This window comes from Streptomyces sp. NPDC089919, from assembly GCF_040684615.1.
Taxonomy (GTDB): domain Bacteria; phylum Actinomycetota; class Actinomycetes; order Streptomycetales; family Streptomycetaceae; genus Streptomyces.
In genome coordinates this window covers 95,006-109,911 of the sequence record NZ_JBFBGK010000006.1, presented here as the reverse complement: position 1 = coordinate 109,911, position 14,906 = coordinate 95,006, and the positions used below count along the sequence as shown (strand labels likewise).

14 protein-coding genes are annotated in these 14,906 nt (G+C 74.3%); 7 read left to right on the top strand and 7 right to left on the bottom strand.

Annotation, left to right across the window (positions count from 1 at the left end; all coding sequences use genetic code 11):
* Nucleotides 1-40: 40 nt before the first annotated feature.
* From AB0O40_RS04740 to AB0O40_RS04720, 5 genes are all read right to left on the bottom strand, one after another.
* The gene (locus AB0O40_RS04740; RefSeq protein WP_365035618.1) at nucleotides 41-1,024 is read right to left on the bottom strand and encodes a nitroreductase family protein; all 984 of its coding nucleotides are present in this window, start codon (nucleotides 1,022-1,024) and stop codon (nucleotides 41-43) included.
* A 24-nt stretch (nucleotides 1,025-1,048) separates the two neighbouring features.
* On the bottom strand, nucleotides 1,049-1,927 hold the full coding sequence (locus AB0O40_RS04735) for a universal stress protein (RefSeq protein WP_365035617.1): 879 nt from the start codon (nucleotides 1,925-1,927) through the stop codon (nucleotides 1,049-1,051).
* A gap of 88 nt (nucleotides 1,928-2,015) precedes the next feature.
* Nucleotides 2,016-2,885, bottom strand: coding sequence for a universal stress protein (locus AB0O40_RS04730; protein ID WP_365035615.1), 870 nt, complete (start codon nucleotides 2,883-2,885; stop codon nucleotides 2,016-2,018).
* A gap of 34 nt (nucleotides 2,886-2,919) precedes the next feature.
* Nucleotides 2,920-3,579 carry a CBS domain-containing protein gene (locus tag AB0O40_RS04725; RefSeq protein ID WP_365035613.1) on the bottom strand — a complete coding sequence of 220 codons (660 nt, stop codon included), beginning with the start codon at nucleotides 3,577-3,579 and terminating at the stop codon, nucleotides 2,920-2,922.
* A gap of 172 nt (nucleotides 3,580-3,751) precedes the next feature.
* The gene (locus tag AB0O40_RS04720) at nucleotides 3,752-4,261 is read right to left on the bottom strand and encodes a DUF2231 domain-containing protein (RefSeq protein WP_365035611.1); all 510 of its coding nucleotides are present in this window, start codon (nucleotides 4,259-4,261) and stop codon (nucleotides 3,752-3,754) included.
* Between the two features lie 170 nt (nucleotides 4,262-4,431).
* Here AB0O40_RS04720 and AB0O40_RS04715 point away from each other — a divergent pair, with 170 nt between their 5' ends.
* From AB0O40_RS04715 to AB0O40_RS04690, 6 genes are all read left to right on the top strand, one after another.
* Complete coding sequence (locus AB0O40_RS04715; RefSeq protein ID WP_365035609.1) at nucleotides 4,432-5,172, top strand: response regulator transcription factor; 741 nt, start codon at nucleotides 4,432-4,434, stop codon at nucleotides 5,170-5,172.
* Nucleotides 5,169-6,602 carry a HAMP domain-containing sensor histidine kinase gene (locus AB0O40_RS04710; RefSeq protein ID WP_365035607.1) on the top strand — a complete coding sequence of 478 codons (1,434 nt, stop codon included), beginning with the start codon at nucleotides 5,169-5,171 and terminating at the stop codon, nucleotides 6,600-6,602. The genes AB0O40_RS04715 and AB0O40_RS04710 overlap by 4 nt, the downstream gene beginning before the upstream one ends.
* A gap of 102 nt (nucleotides 6,603-6,704) precedes the next feature.
* A complete protein-coding gene (locus AB0O40_RS04705) occupies nucleotides 6,705-7,604 on the top strand; it encodes a universal stress protein (RefSeq protein ID WP_365035605.1) in 900 nt (299 codons plus the stop codon).
* Nucleotides 7,601-8,461: a universal stress protein gene (locus AB0O40_RS04700; RefSeq protein ID WP_365035603.1), complete on the top strand. Its 861-nt coding sequence runs from the start codon at nucleotides 7,601-7,603 to the stop codon at nucleotides 8,459-8,461. The genes AB0O40_RS04705 and AB0O40_RS04700 overlap by 4 nt, the downstream gene beginning before the upstream one ends.
* 58 nt (nucleotides 8,462-8,519) lie before the next feature.
* Nucleotides 8,520-9,437 carry an ABC transporter ATP-binding protein gene (locus AB0O40_RS04695; protein WP_365035601.1) on the top strand — a complete coding sequence of 306 codons (918 nt, stop codon included), beginning with the start codon at nucleotides 8,520-8,522 and terminating at the stop codon, nucleotides 9,435-9,437.
* The gene (locus AB0O40_RS04690; protein ID WP_365035599.1) at nucleotides 9,434-10,255 is read left to right on the top strand and encodes a hypothetical protein; all 822 of its coding nucleotides are present in this window, start codon (nucleotides 9,434-9,436) and stop codon (nucleotides 10,253-10,255) included. Before AB0O40_RS04695 ends, AB0O40_RS04690 begins: the two co-directional genes overlap by 4 nt.
* Before the next feature lie 648 nt (nucleotides 10,256-10,903).
* Here the strand turns inward: AB0O40_RS04690 and AB0O40_RS04685 are convergent.
* Nucleotides 10,904-11,368 carry a cyclic nucleotide-binding domain-containing protein gene (locus tag AB0O40_RS04685; protein WP_365035597.1) on the bottom strand — a complete coding sequence of 155 codons (465 nt, stop codon included), beginning with the start codon at nucleotides 11,366-11,368 and terminating at the stop codon, nucleotides 10,904-10,906.
* A 110-nt stretch (nucleotides 11,369-11,478) separates the two neighbouring features.
* Nucleotides 11,479-13,833, bottom strand: coding sequence for a phosphoketolase family protein (locus AB0O40_RS04680; protein WP_365035595.1), 2,355 nt, complete (start codon nucleotides 13,831-13,833; stop codon nucleotides 11,479-11,481).
* Nucleotides 13,834-14,038: 205 nt separating this feature from the next.
* On the opposite strand from AB0O40_RS04680, the gene AB0O40_RS04675 reads away from it, so the two are divergent.
* Entirely contained in the window at nucleotides 14,039-14,905 is an 867-nt protein-coding gene (locus AB0O40_RS04675; protein ID WP_365035593.1) for a universal stress protein, read from the top strand.
* The last annotated feature ends 1 nt before the right edge of the window (nucleotide 14,906 follow it).

Sequence of the window (14,906 nt, the reverse complement as noted above, 5' to 3'; positions counted from 1 at the left end):
CGGCCGCCTGGACAGGCGGCCGGCTCCGACGCGAGACGGGTCACCGGATCCGGAGTACGTCCGGCACCGGTCGGCGGGGGGTCGAAGCGCCCTGCGGGCCGTAGCCCAGGCGCAGCACCATCTGTACGTGGCCCGTGTCCCGGACCGGGTCGCGCGTCGTCCACCGGAGCTCCGGCCACTCCAGGGGCTGGGAGGTCATCGAGGTCGCGAGACCGTCGGCGGTGGCCTGGAGGAGCACGCGTTGCAGGGCCTGCCCCGCGTCCAGCCAGTCGGCACGGCTGTCACCGGGTGTTCCCAGCAGGGCCAGTTGGGGCATCTTCTCGAACACGGCCCAGCCTCGGTCGGCGACGGGCCCGGCCGGGTCGAAGTCGCGGACGACGGACGGTCCTCCGGAGCTTCGCGGACCGAAGGCCGCGGCAGGAACACCGTCCGGGCGTTCGAGGCCCGACGGGGTGGCGGTGGTCCACACGGCGGTCTCCGCCCGGGCCAGGGGATCGATCGCCTCCCGGTGCTCGGCGTCCCGTACCAGCTCGAGCACGGTATCCAGATGCCAGGAGCCGGGCACGGCCAGGCGGCACCCCTCGAGGCGGGCGGCTGCCTTGAGACCGTCGAGGAGCGCAGTCGGCACCGGCTCGGCGCTGAACGGATGGCGGCTGGTGTGCCTGCGTCGCAGGACGTCGTGCAGGGCGGCCGGCTCGTGGGCCCCGGCCGGGCCCCCGAGGAGGACCCGGGCCAGCAGCCAGGGTTCGGCGGGGTCCGGCAGCGGTTCCACGCGGGCACCGATCCCGTACCGGGCCGCGGACACCCGCAGGTTGAAGAGCGCGGCGGCGCATCCGATGTGGAGTGCCCGGTGGTCCGGGTCGGTGCGCGGCATGGCCCGTTCGCGGTCGCCGTGGAGCTCGATGACGCCGTCGGCCCGGCGGAAGACGAACCGCCAGGGCTGTGCGTTGTGCATGGAGGGGGCGGTGACGGCGTCGCCGACCAGCAGTGCGGCGGTCTCGGCGTCCACGTGGGTGGTGGTCATGGCACTGGTCCTGTCGGTGGGGTCTCAGTCGTGTGCCACGACGGCGACCGGTGCCGCGCAGTGGTGCATCACGGCGTGGGTCAGGGGCCCGATGCGGGCACCTACCGCCGAGCGGCGGATCCGCCGGCCGACGACGACCAGCCGTGCGCCGTGCGCCGCGTCCAGGATCTGAATGGCGGGCTGGCCCATCACGATGCGCGGGTCGATGGTCAGTGCGGGGTACTTCTCGGCCCAGGGGGCGAGCGCGTCCCGGAGGGTTGCGCCGAGCCCGTCGGAGATCTCGCGCAGGACACCGGGGTCGAGGGCGGGGGCGTAGGAGAACACGGGCGGCGGGGACCAGGCGTGTACGACCACCAAGGGGCAGCCGCGCCGGTCGGCCTCCTCGCAGGCGAAGGCGAGCAGCCGGTCGCAGTGGCCACGGACGTCCAGGCCCAGGACCACCGGCCCCTCGTCTCGTGGCGGTGCGGCGGGGTTCTCCTCGCCCTGCGTCGGGCGTACCAGGACGACGGGCGTGTCGGTGGCGGCGATCGTGGCCGCCCCGACGGAGCCGACGAGGAATCCCGCGACGGCGCCGAGCGAGCGGGTGCCGAGTACGAGGAGGTCCGCGTCCGCGGCGGCCGATGCCAGGGCCCCGGCCGTGGCACGGCCGTCGATCCGGCGGGTCCGCACTTCGAGGGAGGGGTCCTGGCGCACCAGCTGGTCCCGGGCACCGTCCAAGAGCTCGGCGGCCCACTTGTCGCGGGCTTCGGGGAGCGGGATGGCGAGCGGCGAGTCCACGGGCCAGTCCTCGGCGTGGACGAGTTCCACCGCGCCCTTCCTCAGACGGGCTTCCCCGGCTGCCCATTCGGCTGCGGCGAGGCCGGCGGCGGATCCGTCCAGCCCTACGGTGATCAGGTTCGACATGGGACTTCCTCCTGCTTCGGATCGCGGGCGCGGGCGGCCCGGCGGCGGTACGCGGGCGGGCCCGGACATCGAGGCCGCGGCGGCCGGTTCAGTCGTGGGCGATGACGGCGACCGGGGCGGCCGCGTGGTGCAGGACGGCGTGGGCGACCGGGCCCAGGTGGGCGCCGAGGGGCGAGCGCCGCAGGTGCCGTCCGACCACGACCAGTCCGGCTCGCTGGCCGGCGAGGACGAGCCGTTCGGCGGCGTGCCCTCTGAACACCGCCGGGACGACCTCCACTTCGGGGAACTTGTGGCGCCAGGGCAGCAGGACGTCGTCCAGCATGTGTCCGACGCTGATGCCGATGTCGCGCTCGTTGTCCGGGTCGAAGAAGGGGACGTACGTGTACGCGGCGGGCATCTGCCAGCCGTGCACGGCCCGCAGCGGCAGGCCGCGCCGGGCCGCTTCCTCGAAGGCGAAGGCGAGGACCCGGTCGCAGGATTCGTGGATGTCGACGCCCACGACGACCTCGCCGGCTCCTTCGGTGCCGGGGTCTTCGGGGTCGTCGGGGACACGGACCAGGACCACCGGAGTGTCGGTGGCCACGACCGTGGACATCGCCACCGATCCGATGACGAAGCCCACCAGGCCCCCGAGGCCCCGTGAGCCCAGCACCAGGAGGGCCGCGTCGGCGGCTTCCGCCGCCAGGGCGGCGGCGGGCCGGGCGGCGAGGCAGCGGGTCGTGATCTCCAGTCGCGGGTGCCGCCGCCCCAGTTCCTGGGCGGTCCGGGTCAGGGCGTCGTCGGCCCAGCGGTCCACGTCCTGGCGGCCCAGCCCCGGGAAGGCGGGGTCCAGGGGCCAGTCGACGGCGTGGACGAGCCGGAGGGGGACATTCCGGAGCACGGCCTCCCCCGCGGCCCAGCGCGCCGCGGCCCGGCTCTCGGCGGAGCCGTCGACTCCGACCGTCAGATGGTGCTTCATGGTGCGAGCTCTTTCATGCGTCGGGGCGGGTGGGTCACCACTGCATGGCGTGGCGGTCGCCGCCCCGGTCGGAGCCCGAGTCGTCGCTGGCCGTGATGCGGGAGGCGACCGCCACCACACCGTCGAGCCGTTCGACGAGGCGGAGCAGCAGGGACAGCTGGCTCGTGCGGGGCACGGTGCCGTCCAGGGCGACGATGCCGTCCACGACGTGGATGCCGACCGCGTCTCCCGGCACCCCTGCGACGTCCGAAAGGACGTCCTGGACGCGCCGGCGTATCTCCGCGTCGGGCCGCAGGAACATGCGCAGCAGGTCCCGGCGGGTGACGATGCCCACCAGCCGGTCCTCATCGTCCACCACGGGAAGCCGTCCGATGCTGCGGCGGATCATCAGCCGGGCCGCGTCTGCGGCGCTCTCGTCGGCTCGGATCGTGACGGCGGGGGCCGACATGGCCTCGTGCGCCGTGGGCGGCCGGGCCGGAACCCGCGCGGACAGTGGCGTACGGGGATCGGGGGCGGCGCGGGCCAGCACGTCCGTCTGGGAGACGACGCCCACCACGCGGTCCTCGTCGTCCAGCACGGGGACACCGCTGATGTCGTGCTGGGCCAGGAGCTTCGCCACGTCCTTGAGCGCACTTGCTGGTGACGCGGAGACGACTTCGTCGGTCATCAGGTCCGCCACCTTGAGGCTCTTCATGAGGCCCTCCTGCTCCGCCCGGCTGGCTGGTGTGGGGTGTGGTGCCCTTCACCATCAGCCTGCGGCGGCAGCGGGAGCGAGGGCCGAACGGTCCCCTCCTCCGGGACCAGTGGGACCTCTCGTCACGTCCGGAGAGCCGGGGGACCCCCTCCGACCCGGGCCGGGCCGGCGCTCACCCCTCCGAGCGCGGGACGGCGCCGGCGGAGTAGCCGTCGTGCCAGGCCGCCCGCGCCCCCGAGTCACCGATCCGGTAGACCTGTACGCCGGCCCCCACGCCCACCGCCAGGGACAGCAGGACGGCCGCGACGCGTACCGGCACGGCGCTCACCCAGCCGGCCGCGGACGGCTCGGACGCCGCGCGGCGCTGCACCCACCACACGGCCGTGGCCAGGACGAACAGCGCCAGGACCCAGGGCAGCAGGCCGTCGGCGATCGCGGTGTGCCGGCGGACGAACGGGTCCGGGTCCACATGGCGCTCCAGCCATTCGCCGGCCTCCGTCGTCAGCGGCACGCTGGCGAGCGCCACCAGGGCGAGGACCGGCACGGCGAGCCCGAGCCGGCGGCCGATCCGGGGCGCGCAGGCGACCGTGATCACCGCCAGCGCGGCCAGGGGGACGAGGACCACGACGACGTGCACGAGCAGGACGTGCGCGGGCAGACCGTCGATCAGGCCGAGATCCATGATGCTCCTTCGCAAGGACGGGGTGAGCCGGTGGGCGGCCAGCGTCACAGCCCAACTTCTGCGTTCCCTCTGAATCCGCCCCGCCGTGCCCGCTGAGCAGCGCTTCAGAGGAAACTCAGAGGCAGCGGCGCCCCCCACCGCACCACGAGACGGGAGATGCTGGAACGGCCATGGAAGAGCCTCGTACGCCCCCGCACCTGCACCGCACCGACGGCGGCCCCGTCCGGATCCTCGTCGTGGACGACGAACCCGATGTGACGGACGTCCTGGCCGCCGCGATGAGCGGCGAGGGCTGGACGGTGCGGACGGCGGCCGACGGTGCGGCCGCCGTGACGGCCGGCCGGGAGTTCCGGCCCGACGCCGTGGTCCTGGACCGGATGCTCCCCGACCTCGACGGCCTGGAGGTGCTGCGGGCCCTGCGCCGGGACGCGCCGGGGATATGCGTCCTGTTCCTGACCGCGCGCGACGCCGTCGAGGACCGGATCGCCGGCATCACCGCGGGCGGCGACGACTACGTCACCAAGCCGTACAGCCTCGAGGAGGTGCTGGCCCGGCTGCGCGGGCTGCTGCGGCGGGCCGGCACGGTCTCCGACGCCGCCCGGGCCCACCTGCTGACGGTCGGGGACCTGACCATGGACGAGGAGGCGCGGGAAGTGACCCGCGGCGGGGTCCCGGTAGACCTGTCCCGGACCGAGTTCGAGCTGCTCCGCTTCCTGATGCGCAACCCGCGCCGGGTGCTGTCCAAGGCCCAGATCCTCGACCGCGTATGGGCCTACGACTTCGGCGGGCGCGCCCACGTCGTCGAGCTGTACATCAGCTACCTGCGCAAGAAGGTCGACGCCGGACGGCCCCCGATGATCCACACGGTCCGCGGGGTGGGCTACGTACTGAAGGCGGGCAGCACGCCGTGAGACGACCGGTACCCCGCACCCTGCGCGGACAGCTCACCGCCGGCCTGGTCGCGCTCCTCGCGCTGGCCTGCCTGGCCGTCGGGATCACCACCGCCGTGGCGCTGCGGGGCTTCCTGACCGGTCGGCTGGACGAACAGCTCACCGCCTCGCAGGGCCGCTTCGCCGCCAGCCTGGAGCAGGAGGCGGAGCCGGACGCCGACAACCGGCCCGACACCCGCGGCCAGGCCGACGGGACGTTCGGGGCCCGGCTGCTGAACGGCACCGTCACGCGGGCCGCCGTCGTGGACGACGCGACCGACCGCACCCCGCCGCTGACCGGGGACGACCGCCGCGCGCTGGCGGCGCTCCCGACGGACGGGCGCGGGCACACCATCCGCCTGTCGGGGCCCGGGGCGTACCGCGTCACGGCCGTGCGGGGCGACGACGGCGACGTCCTGGTGACCGGTCTGCCGCTGCACCCGCTGGAGGAGACCGTGCACCGCGTCGAGGCGGTGGAGGCGGCCATGTTCGGTGCCGCCCTCCTGGTCACCGGGCTCGCCGGCGCCGCCTGGGTACGGATCTCGCTGCGGCCGCTGCGCCGGGTGGCCGCCCGGGCCTCCGAGGTCGCCGAGCTTCCTCTGGCGAGCGGTGAGGTGGCGATGCCGCGGCCGCTGCCGGACGCCGACCCCCGTACGGAGGTGGGCCAGGTCGGCACCGCCCTGAACCACCTGCTGGGCCACATCGAGAACGCCCTCGCCCGGCGCCACGCCAGCGAGGAGCGGCTGCGCCGCTTCGCCGCGGACGCCAGCCACGAGCTGCGCACGCCCGTGGCCAACGTCCGCGGGCACGCCGAGCTCGCGCTCCGCCACCGCGGCCCCGTCCCCGGGGAGGTCCGGCACGCACTGGAGCGCATCGAAGGCGAGTCGCAGCGGATGACCTCGCTCGTCGACGACCTGCTGCTGCTCGCGCGGCTGGACGCCGGGCCGCCCCTCGTGCACGGGCCGGTCGACCTCACCCTGCTCGTCCTCGACGCGACGGCCGACGCCCGGGCGGCGGGCCCGGGCCACCGGTGGCGCCTCGACCTCCCCGAGGAGCCCGTGAGCGTCGACGGGGACGCCCGGGGGCTCCAGCAGGCCGTCGGCAACCTCCTCGCCAACGCCCGCACCCACACCCCGCCCGGCACCGAGGTGACCGTCACGCTCGCCGGCGGGCCGGACGAGGTCGTCCTGACCGTGGCCGACGACGGCCCCGGCATCCCCGAAGCACTCCAGGCCGAGGTGTTCGGCCGCTTCGTCCGGGCCGACCACTCCCGGTCCCGGACGACCGGCAGCACCGGGCTGGGCCTGGCGATCGTCCGGGCGGTCGCCGCCGCCCACGGCGGCACCGCCACCGTCAGCAGCCGCCCCGGTCACACCGCCTTCCGCCTGACGCTGCCGAGACGGGCGGGATAGGGCCCTTCGGCCCCACGGCGGGACCTGTGCGGCCCTCTCACGGGCCGTCCCCCGCGGGCCAAGGTGGGAGGTGCCACAGCCGGCTCTCTGTTGGGAGGAACCGTGGAAGGCACCATCCGCACCCCGGACACCAGCTCGCTCACCGTCGGCGTCGACGGCTCGAAGCCGGCTCGCGCCGCCGTCCTGTGGGCGGCCGGCGAGGCCGCCCGGCGGGGCCGCCCGCTGCACGTCCTGTACGCGGCCGACACCGACAACAAGGCGCTCTACCTCTCGGCCGAGATCATCGAGGAGGTACGAGCCCGCGGCCGGGAGCTCCTGGAGGACACCGCCCGGGCGGCGACCGCCGCGCACCCCGGGCTCCGGGTGACCACCGAGTTCAGCCGCACCGACGCCGTGACGAGCCTGCGCCACGCCGGCGGGACGACCGGCACGCTCGTGGTCGGCAACCGCGGCCTGGGAGGCTTCAACTCCCTCATGCTCGGATCGATCGGACTCAGGATCGCGGCGACCGCCAGGACACCTGTGGTCGTGGTCCGCGGAAACGTGGACGGACCGGAGACCGGGGTCGTCCTGGCCGCCGTCCGTGACGAGCACGACCTCGTCTGCGCACGGTACGCGGCCCGTGAGGCCGAACTGCGCAAGGCGCCCCTGCGGCTGCTCCACGTGTGGAGCCTGCTGGAGTCCGTGGGGAACATGGTCGGCCAGCTCGACGCCGTCGACGGCGTGGCCCGGGAACACGCGCGCCGCCTGACCGCCGTCGCCGACCAGATACGCGAGGAGTTCCCCGCCCTGACCGTCCAGGCCGATGCCGACCAGGGCGTCTCCGTCGGGGGCCTGCTCGCCGAGGCCACCCGCCACGCCGACCTGCTCGTCATGGGCGGCCGACGGGCCGGCTCCATCGGACCCGCGCTCGGCCGGGCCACCCACGCGCTCGTGCACCACGCCCACTGCCCCGTCCTCCTCATCCCCCGGACGGCTGCACCGAAGGAGGACGCGTCATGAGCGGCGAGCAGGTCACCCGCGGCGTCGTCGTCGGTCTCGACCCCGCCAGGGACTGGCACCTGGCCGTCGCCTGGGCCGCCGACGAAGCCCACCGCCGCCGGATCCCGCTCTCCCTCGTCGTCGCCCTGCCCGCGCGCGAGGACCTGCGCGGACCGGACGGGGCTCCACGGCCCTCGCCGCGACGCCACGCCGGAGCGCAGATCCTGCACGACGCCTCGGAGTGGGCCCGCAGCCGCCACCCCGGGCTGGTCCCCGTCACGGAGCTGGTGGACGGGTTTCCCCTCGGTGTGCTCGGCTTGCTGTCGCGCGAGGCGCAGCTGGTCGTCCTCGGTTCCCGCCACCTGAACCGTACCGAGGAATTCCTCAGCGAGTCCTCGATCGTCGTGCCCTTCGCCGCCCGGGCGAAGTGCCCGGTGGTGGTGGTCGGGGACGCCGAGCACGTCACCCAGCAGCCGCCCTACCTCGTCGTGGGCGTGGACGGCAGCGCGCACTCCCAGGCGGCGCTGGCCTTCGCCTTCGAGGAGGCCTCGCTCCGCGGCGCCGCGCTGCGCACCATCTCGGTCTGGCAACCGCCGGTGTTCGCCCTGCACGACGAGGCGGCGGTGCTCCAGGCCCAGCGCGCGCTGCTCTCGGAGTCCACCGCCGGCTGGTCGGACAAGTACCCCGACGTCCCCTTCACCCACGAGGTGCCGGTCGGCCACCCGGTGGAGCAGCTGTCGCCGGCCACCGAGCACGCGCTCGCGGTGGTCGTCGGCCGGCGCGGCCGGGGCGGGTACACGGGCATGCGCCTCGGCTCCGTCGTCCACGGCCTGCTGCACCGGGCGCACTGCCCGGTCGTGATCGTGCCCGCCGGCTGAGCCGGGTCGCGCGATGGCAGACGTTTACGCGGCCGACCGGCCGGGCCAGACTGGCCTCATGGGCGACGGAGCGGCGATCGAGCTGACCGGTCTGACCAAGCGGTACGGACGGGTCGTGGGGGTCGACGGACTGGACCTGACGGTGCGGACCGGCGAGGTGTTCGGCTTCCTGGGCCCCAACGGCGCCGGCAAGACCACCACCCTGCGCTGCCTGACCGGGCTGATCCGGCCGAGCGCCGGCCGGGTACGCGTCTTCGGGCTCGACCCGCTCGCGGACCACCGGCAGTTGGCACCGCAACTCGGCTACCTTCCTGGTGAGTTGCGCTTGTATCCGGAGCTCTCCGGGGCGCGGACCCTGGAGCTGCTGTCCGCCCTCCAGGGCGTGCCGGTGCCCCGCCGCGGGGAGCTGTGCGAACGCCTCGGCCTGACCTCCTCGGTCCTCGCCCGCCCGGTGGGCACGTACTCGCGCGGCATGAAGCAGAAACTCGGCCTGGTGCAGGCGCTCCAGCACGACCCCGCACTCGTGGTGCTCGACGAGCCGACCGAAGGACTCGACCCGTTGGTGCAGGAGACCTTCTTCACCCTCCTGAACGAGGCGGCGGCCGCCGGGCGGACGGTCCTGCTGTCCAGTCACGTGCTCCCCGAAGTGCAGCGCGCCTGCGGCCGGGTGGCGATCGTGCGGGACGGCCGCTTGGTGACGGTGGAATCCGTGGCCGGCCTGCGCGAGGCCCGCGCCCGGCGGATCCGCCTGACCTTCGAGGACGGGCAGGGCGCCCGGCCGCTCGGGGCCGCCGAACGGTGGGACCCGCACTGGCAGGGCGAGCGCGTGGAGCTGTTCGTGCCACCGAGCGAGGTCGTCGGCGCCTTGCGCGGCCTGCTGGCCCTGGCGGTGGCCGACGTCACCGTCGAGGAGGCGGGGCTCGACGAGGCCTTCCTGGACCTCTACCGCAACGGCAGCCCTACGGAGGAGCCATGAGGGACCGCTGGCCGCTGCTGTGGCTCGCCCTGTACCGGCGGCGCAGGATGCTGGCCGCCCTGCTGATCGGCATGGTCGCCTTCGAGACGCTCATGGTGGTGGTCGCCGGAACGATCAGCCCGCAGGACCTGTTCTCCGCCGGTGGCAAGGGCCCGCCGTCCGCCTACCGCGCCTTCAGCGGCTCCAGCGGGGACGTGTCCATCGCGAGCTACCCCGGGCTCCTGGGAGCCGGGCTCGTCCATCCCTTCTGGATCGCCCTCCAACTCACCGCGATCGGCTCGCTCGCGGCCGCCGCGGTGGCGGCCGACGTGGAGTCGGGCACGGTGGAGCTGGTGATGGTGCGCCCGGTCACGCGCACCCGCCTGCTGGCCGAGCGGACCGCCGCCCTGCTGGTGACGGCACTGGCCTTGAACGCGGCGGCCACGCTCACGGTGGCGGCGGGGGTGGCCCTCTCCCCCGACATCCACCGCGCCGTCTCGCTGCCCGGCGTCTTCGCTGCCGGGCTCATGGGATGCGGGTTCGCCCTCTGCCTGATCGGCCCCGCGCTCGCCGTGTCCGCCGCGGGCCGCCGGCGGGCCCAGGTCATCGGGGCGACCATCACGATCGGGGCAGTCGGTTTCGCGGTCAACTTCATGGCCCTGGCCTGGGCGCCGGCCCGGCCGTTGCGGTTCCTCAGCCCCTTCCACTACTACACCCCCGGCGACGCCCTCGCCCAAGGCACGGTCCTGTGGGGCCCCTTCCTCGTCCTGACCTGCACCGGCCTCATCGGCATCCTCGCGGCCCACCTGGCCCTGCGCCACCGCGACCTCGCGCCCTGAGGGGAAGCGCTGGCCGCCCCTGCGCCCAGTGCGGCCGTCCCGGCATCCGGGCTGTTCGCAAGGGACGAAGGTCCGCGATTCAGCGGATCTTCGACTCCCATTCCTCGCCGAACGTCCCCATCCCCTGAGCCGAGCCGGCATTGAGGCATTCCTTAGATGATCTTGGTTCTGCGGCGGCGCATTACCCGGCCCCGTCCACGACGGGCGACCTTCCCCAAGGGACCTTGTGGGAGCCTTCCGAAGCTGCACCGGAGGGCGGCGAAACCCCTTTGGCCACCCCCTACTGGGAGTTCAACTGGGGCATCGTGACCGGAACGCTCTAGGCAACTGCGTGAAGCTCAAGGTGATCGGTCCTACGCTGAAGCCGGAACGTCAGAAGCGTGGTGCGAAGGGGTGCTACTGACCGACGACCGGAGCTGCAGGTGGTGGAAATCGTGGATTGGAATCTCAGTTACGGCGTCTACGCGATGCCGGCATTCTCCTGTCCTTCGCCAACCCCCTGTACGGGTTGTTGGCCGGTGCGGTCGTCTTCGGCGCGGTGCGCTGGACCGCGCCGAAGACCGCCCGCCGGCGGGCCTCCCGGTCGGCCGGGCCGTAGGAACGAGCCGGGGGACGAGGGCCGCCCGGTGCCGGGGCCGTGCCCGGGACTCAGAGGTACCTGCCGCTGCCGTACGGCGCGTACAGGTCGAGCAGGCGGATCCGGGCCGCCTGGAGCCGGTGGGCGAGGACCTGGCCGACCCAGTGGCCGAGCGCGGAGCCGAAACCGGGGTCGGCGTCCATCAGCATCCGGACGCGTTCCGCGTCGAACTCGTAGGCGCGGACCGGGGTCATGGCCTCGGCTCCCAGCCGCCAGGCGTGCGGGGCGAAGAGCCAGGAGCAGCCGACCAGCTCGCCGGCGCCCAGGCTCTCGATGACGGCCGCCCGCCGCCCGGGGACGTGCACGTCGAGGGTGACGGTCCCGGACCGGACGATCCAGAACCGGTCGGCGTGCCCGCCTTCGCGGAAGAGCCGCGTCCCCTCCGCGAAATTGACCTCCCGGGCCAGTTCCATCAGGCGCGACCGGTAGGCGGCGGGCAGGGATGCGGCGATGCGGGTGGGGGACGGGGTGCTCATGGGGGCCTCCGGGGTCTGGTCCTGTCCCCCAGTCTTCGCCGCCCGTCCCCCAGGGGCATGGGCCTTGTGGCCCCGTGCCGGGGGCCGATCGGCCCCCGGCACGCCGGGCCTCAGAAGGGCCAGGACCAGTCGGCGACCTCCGGGAGATCGGTGCCGTGCTCGCGGATCCACGTCCCGTGCCGCAGACGCTGGTCAGACATCCGCTGCCGGAGCTCGGCGGCGTCCCGGCCGAGTCCGGGAACCCGGTCCAGCACGTCCATGACCAGCCGGTACCGGTCGAGGTCGTTGCGCACGACCATGTCGAACGGCGTGGTGGTCGAGCCGGACTCCTTGTAGCCGCGCACGTGCAGCCGCTCGTGGTTCGGGCGGCGGTAGGCCAGGCGGTGGATGAGCCACGGGTAGCCGTGGTAGGCGAACACCACCGGCCGGTCGTGCGTGAACAGCTCCTCGTAGGCGGCGTCGGTCATCCCGTGCGGGTGCTCCTCCGGGGGCAGCAGCCGCGCCAGGTCGACGACGTTGACCACCCGCACCGACAGCGCCGGCAGGTGCTCCCGCAACAGCGCGGCGGCCGCCATCACCTCCAGCGTCGGGACGTCACCGGCGCAGCCGAGCACCACGTCCGGCTCCCGGCCGGGCGTCTCCGAGCCCGCCCACGACCAGGTCCCCGCGCCGCGGGCGCAGTGGGCGCGGGCCTCCTCGATCGACAGCCAGTCGAAGCACGGCTGCTTGCCGGCCACCACGACGTTGACCCGGTCCCGGCTGCGCAGCACGTGGCCGGTGACCGCCAGCAGCGTGTTCGCGTCCGGCGGCAGGTAGACCCGGACGACCTCGGGGCTCTTGTTCAGCACGTGGTCCACGAACCCGGGGTCCTGGTGGGAGAAGCCGTTGTGGTCCTGGCGCCAGACGTGCGAGGTCAGCAGGTAGTTGAGCGAGGCGACCGGCGCCCGCCACGGCAGCGTACGGGCGGTTCGCAGCCATTTGACGTGCTGGCCGACCATGGAGTCGACGATGTGCGCGAAGGCCTCGTACGTCGAGAACACGCCGTGCCGGCCGGTCAGCAGGTATCCCTCCAGCCAGCCCTGGCAGGTGTGCTCGGAAAGGATCTCCATCACCCGCCCGTCCCCGGCCAGGTGTTCGTCGGTGGGCTCCACGGCGGCCTGCCAGGCCTTGTCGGTGACGTCGTACAGGTCGTCGAGCCGGTTGGAGGCGGTCTCGTCGGGCCCGACCACCCGGAAGTCCCGGCGCTCGGCCGTGTCGGCCATGATCCGGGCCAGGAACCGGCCCAGTACCCGGGTCGGCTCGTGCACCTCGGTGCCCGGCTTGGCGACCGGGACGCCGTACGCGTCGAGCGAGGGCACCGGCAGCGGTCGCAACAGACGCCCGCCGTTGGCGTGCGGGTTCGCGCCGAGACGGCTCTCGCCCGCGGGGACGCACGCCAGGACCCGCGGCAGCGGCCGGCCGTCGGGATCGAAGAGCTCGGCCGGACGGTAGGACCGCAGCCAGGCCTCGAGGGCCGCCAGACGCTCCGGGTTCTCCCGCACGTCCGGCAGCGGCACCTGGTGGGCGCGCCAGGTGCCCTCCACCGGGCGGCCGTCCACCTCCCGGGGGCCGGTCCACCCCTTCGGCGTGCGCAGCACGATCACCGGCCAGGCCGGCAGGGCCCGCCGCGCCGTCCCGGCCCGGGCCGCGTGCTGGATGCGCGCGATGCGGTCCAGGGCCGTGTCCATCGCCTCGGCCAGGGCCCGGTGGACGGTGTACGGGTCGGAGCCGGACACGAAGGCCGGTGCGTAGCCGTAACCCCGCAGCAGCGCGTCCAACCTGGCTTCGGGGATCCGGGCCAGGACGGTCGGATTGGCGATCTTGTACCCGTTGAGGTGCAGGATCGGCAGCACGGCACCGTCGTGGACCGGGTCCAGGAACGCGGTGGAGTGCCAGGAGGCCGCCAGCGGGCCGGTCTCCGCCTCGCCGTCGCCGATGACGCAGGCGACCAGCAGGTCCGGGTTGTCCAAGGCGGCGCCGAACGCGTGCGAGAGGGAGTAGCCCAGTTCGCCGCCTTCGTGGATGGATCCGGGGGTCTCGGGGGCCACGTGGCTGGGCACGCCGCCGGGGAAGGAGAACTGGCGGAAGAGCGTGCGCATGCCTTCCGCGTCCCGGGAGACGTCCGGATAGGTCTGCGAGTAGGTGCCGTCCAGCCACGAGTTGGCCAGGACCGCGGGAGCCCCGTGCCCGGGGCCCCAGACGCACATCGCGTCCAACCCCCGCTCCTTGATGACGCGGTTGAGGTGGGTGTGGACCAGGTTGAGGCCGGGTGAGGTGCCCCAGTGGCCGAGCGGTCGCGGCTTGAGGTGGTGGGGCTGGAGCGGTTCGTGGAGCAGGGGGTTGTCCCACAGGTAGATCTGGCCGGCGGCCAGGTAGTTGGCCGCCCTCCAGTGGGCGTGCAGTTCCGGGATCGGGTACATCGCCATCTCCGCTCCTTCACGGTGGCGGGCACCCGTGCCGGGGTGCCGGTACGAACGACTGTGCGCCCGCGGTCCCCCGGCAGACAGGGGCGGACCGGCCCGCGGAGAGGGACTGTCGGCCCTACGTGTGCGACGACTGCAAGGGCGAGGGTGGAGGTGGCCGACGGCGCCACGACCGCCGGCCCGGACCGGGCACCTGGAGGACAGTCCCGTGAAACCTGTGATCGCGGTCGGAGTGGACGGATCCCCCGAGAGCCGGGCGGCGGCCCGCTGGGCGGCCCGGGAGGCGGAGCGCCGCCGGCTGGGCGTTCGGCTGGTCCACGCCTGGCTCTGGCAGCCCTCTGCTTTCCCGGTGGTCCCGGACCGGGAGGAGGAGACCCGACGGGCCGAGGCCGTGCTGCGCGAGGCCGCCGACGAGCTCGCCGCCCGCCACCCGGAGCTGGACGTCAGTGCCGACGTGGTCCCGGACCTCGCGCCGCACGCGCTGCTGCGGGCCTCGGAACAGGCCGGACTGCTGGTGCTGGGCAGCCGCGGCCACGGCGTGCTGGCCGGCTTCCTGCTCGGCTCGTACGGCCAGCAGGTCATCGCCGAGGCCCGTTGCCCGGTGGTGTCGGTGCGCGCCGCGGACGGGCCGGACGCCGACGGCAAGGAGGTCGTCGTCGGGCAGCAGGGCGGCCTGGAGGACAGCCACGACGTCCTGGCCCTGGCCTTCGAGACGGCCGCCGCGCGCGGCGTGGGCGTCCGGGCGGTCCGCGCCTGGGCCCTGCCGCCGCTGTACGCCTACAGCCCCGGCTCGCTCTACCTCGCCGACCAGTTGGGCGGGCTGGAGCCCTTCGAGGTGGCCGCCCTGCGCCAGGCGCTGGAGCCCTGGCGGGCCAAGTACCCCGACGTCCCGGTGGTGGAGCACGTCGAGATGGGCAGCGGAGGCCAGGTGCTCCTGACGGCCGCGGCCACCGCGGGCCTGGTCGTGGTCGGCCGCCGGGCCCGCCGGGCGGCGGTGGGCCCCAGGATCGGATCGGTGGCGCACGCCGTGCTGCACCACGCACCGTGCCCGGTCGCGGTCGTGCCGCACGCCTGAG

What these genes read in the sequence shown, in the direction of transcription:
- AB0O40_RS04680 (WP_365035595.1), bottom strand. Translation starts at nt 13,833, where the DNA reads ATGGCGATGTACCCGATCCCGGAACTGCACGCCCACTGGAGGGCGGCC.
- AB0O40_RS04740 (WP_365035618.1), bottom strand. Translation starts at nt 1,024, where the DNA reads ATGACCACCACCCACGTGGACGCCGAGACCGCCGCACTGCTGGTCGGC.
- AB0O40_RS04715 (WP_365035609.1), top strand. Translation starts at nt 4,432, where the DNA reads ATGGAAGAGCCTCGTACGCCCCCGCACCTGCACCGCACCGACGGCGGC.
- AB0O40_RS04720 (WP_365035611.1), bottom strand. Translation starts at nt 4,261, where the DNA reads ATGGATCTCGGCCTGATCGACGGTCTGCCCGCGCACGTCCTGCTCGTG.
- AB0O40_RS04725 (WP_365035613.1), bottom strand. Translation starts at nt 3,579, where the DNA reads ATGAAGAGCCTCAAGGTGGCGGACCTGATGACCGACGAAGTCGTCTCC.
- AB0O40_RS04735 (WP_365035617.1), bottom strand. Translation starts at nt 1,927, where the DNA reads ATGTCGAACCTGATCACCGTAGGGCTGGACGGATCCGCCGCCGGCCTC.
- AB0O40_RS04685 (WP_365035597.1), bottom strand. Translation starts at nt 11,368, where the DNA reads ATGAGCACCCCGTCCCCCACCCGCATCGCCGCATCCCTGCCCGCCGCC.
- AB0O40_RS04700 (WP_365035603.1), top strand. Translation starts at nt 7,601, where the DNA reads ATGAGCGGCGAGCAGGTCACCCGCGGCGTCGTCGTCGGTCTCGACCCC.
- AB0O40_RS04730 (WP_365035615.1), bottom strand. Translation starts at nt 2,885, where the DNA reads ATGAAGCACCATCTGACGGTCGGAGTCGACGGCTCCGCCGAGAGCCGG.
- AB0O40_RS04695 (WP_365035601.1), top strand. Translation starts at nt 8,520, where the DNA reads ATGGGCGACGGAGCGGCGATCGAGCTGACCGGTCTGACCAAGCGGTAC.
- AB0O40_RS04690 (WP_365035599.1), top strand. Translation starts at nt 9,434, where the DNA reads ATGAGGGACCGCTGGCCGCTGCTGTGGCTCGCCCTGTACCGGCGGCGC.